Origin of the sequence: Conexibacter stalactiti, from assembly GCF_033542075.1 — a bacterium.
GTDB lineage: Bacteria > Actinomycetota > Thermoleophilia > Solirubrobacterales > Solirubrobacteraceae > Conexibacter > Conexibacter stalactiti.
Genome location: NZ_JAWSTH010000217.1, coordinates 1 through 1,794 on the forward strand (window position 1 = coordinate 1; position 1,794 = coordinate 1,794).

The window sequence follows — 1,794 nt, forward strand, 5'->3', positions numbered from 1 at the left end:
CGGGCCGCGCTGCTGGCGCGCGCCGCCGGCGAGCTGCGCGGCCGCCGCCACGAGCTGGCCGCGCTTGCCGTGCGCGAGTGCGCGAAGCCGTGGGCGGAGGCCGACGCCGACCTCTGCGAGGCGATCGACTTCCTCGAGTACTACGGCCGCGAGGCGGTCGCGCTGGAGCGCGGGCGGCCGCTGCAGCAGCTCGCCGGCGAGCGCAACGCGCTGCACTACCGCGCCCGCGGCGTCGTCGCGGTGATCGCGCCGTGGAACTTCCCGTTCGCGATCGCGACCGGCATGACCGCCGCGGCGCTGGCGACCGGCAACGCCGCCTGCCTCAAGCCGGCCGAGCAGTCGCCGGCCTGCGCCTTCGCCGTCGTGCAGGCGTTGGAGCGCGCCGGGCTGCCGGCCGGCGTGCTCGCGCTGCTGCCGGGCGCGGGCGAGGTCGGCGCGGCGCTGGTCGCGCACCCCGGCGTGCACACGATCGCGTTCACCGGCTCCGGCGCGGTCGGCCTGGAGATCGTCCGCCGCGCGGCCGAGGTCGCGCCCGGCCAGCGCCATCTGAAGCGGACGGTGATCGAGATGGGAGGCAAGAACTGCGTGATCGCCGATGCCGACGCCGACCTCGACGAGGTCGTCCCGCAGCTGCTGCGCTCGGCCTTCGGCTTCGCCGGCCAGAAGTGCTCGGCCGCCGCGCGCCTGCTCGTGCACGAGCGGATCGCCGCGCCGCTCGCCGCGCGGCTGGCCGGCGCGCTGGAGACGCTGTCGGTCGGCCAGGCGCAGGAGTTCGCGACCGACGTGCCGCCGCTGATCGAGGCGAGCGCGCAGGAGCGCGTCGAGCGCGCGGTCGCGCGTGCCGCGGCCGAGGGCGCGCGCGTGCAGCGCGGCGGGCCGGTCCCACAGGCGGGCTTCTTCGCCGCCCCGGCGCTCGTCGTCGGGCCGCCGGCCGGCACCGCGATCACGTGCGAGGAGGTCTTCGGGCCGGTCCTGACGGTCGAGCCGGTCGCGAGCGTCGAGCAGGCCTGCGATCGCGTCGACGAGCTGCCGTACGCGCTCACCGGCGGCCTCTTCACGCGCGATCCGCGCACGATCGCGCGCGTCGTCGCGCGCACGCCGGTCGGCAACCTCTACGTCAACCGCGGCACGACCGGCGCGATGGTCGCGCGCCAGCCGTTCGGCGGCAACCGCCTCTCCGGCACCGGCACGAAGGCCGGCGGCCCCGACTACCTGCTCCAGTTCGTCGAGCCGCTCGTCGTGACCGAGAACACCGTCCGGCACGGGCTCTCGATCTGATCGCGACGGCGTCCGCGCCCCGCTGCTGCACGATCGCGCCCACCGACAGGAGCGCGTCGCGCGACCGTCGAAGGCGACCCGTGACCCTGTCACCTCCCCGGGGAGTTGTTCGATGCGCATCCGTCAATCCGTCGCAGCGCTGGCGGCGATCGCCGCCGGCAGCGCGGCATTCGCCGCGCCCGCAGGCGCCGCACCAATCCAGTTGCCGTTCACCTACACCGGCGGCGCGCGGACGTGGGAGGTGCCGACCGGCGTCACCGAAGCGACCTTCACGCTCCGCGGCGCGGCCGGCGCCGCCGGCGCGCCCGGCGGCGCCGGCGGCCTTGGCGCCGAGGTCCGCGCGACGCTGCCCGTGACCCCCGGCGAGACGCTGACGATCCGCGTCGGCGGCGAGGGCGCCCTCACCGGCGCCGGCGGCTTCAACGGCGGCGGCGCGGCCAGAGCCGGCGCCGGCGCCGGCGGCGACGGCACGACGATCCTCAGCAACACCGGCGCGAGCCTGCTCCTCGCAGGCGG

1 protein-coding gene and 1 pseudogene are annotated in these 1,794 nt (G+C 77.1%); both read left to right on the plus strand.

Annotated elements, in window-relative coordinates:
- Nucleotides 1–1,278 (plus strand): aldehyde dehydrogenase family protein (locus tag R7226_RS31385; RefSeq protein WP_318601503.1); only part of this gene is annotated, 1,278 nt, incomplete at its 5' end.
- Between the two features lie 112 nt (nucleotides 1,279–1,390).
- Nucleotides 1,391–1,794 (plus strand): annotated as a pseudogene (locus R7226_RS31390) (glycine-rich protein); the annotation flags it as partial.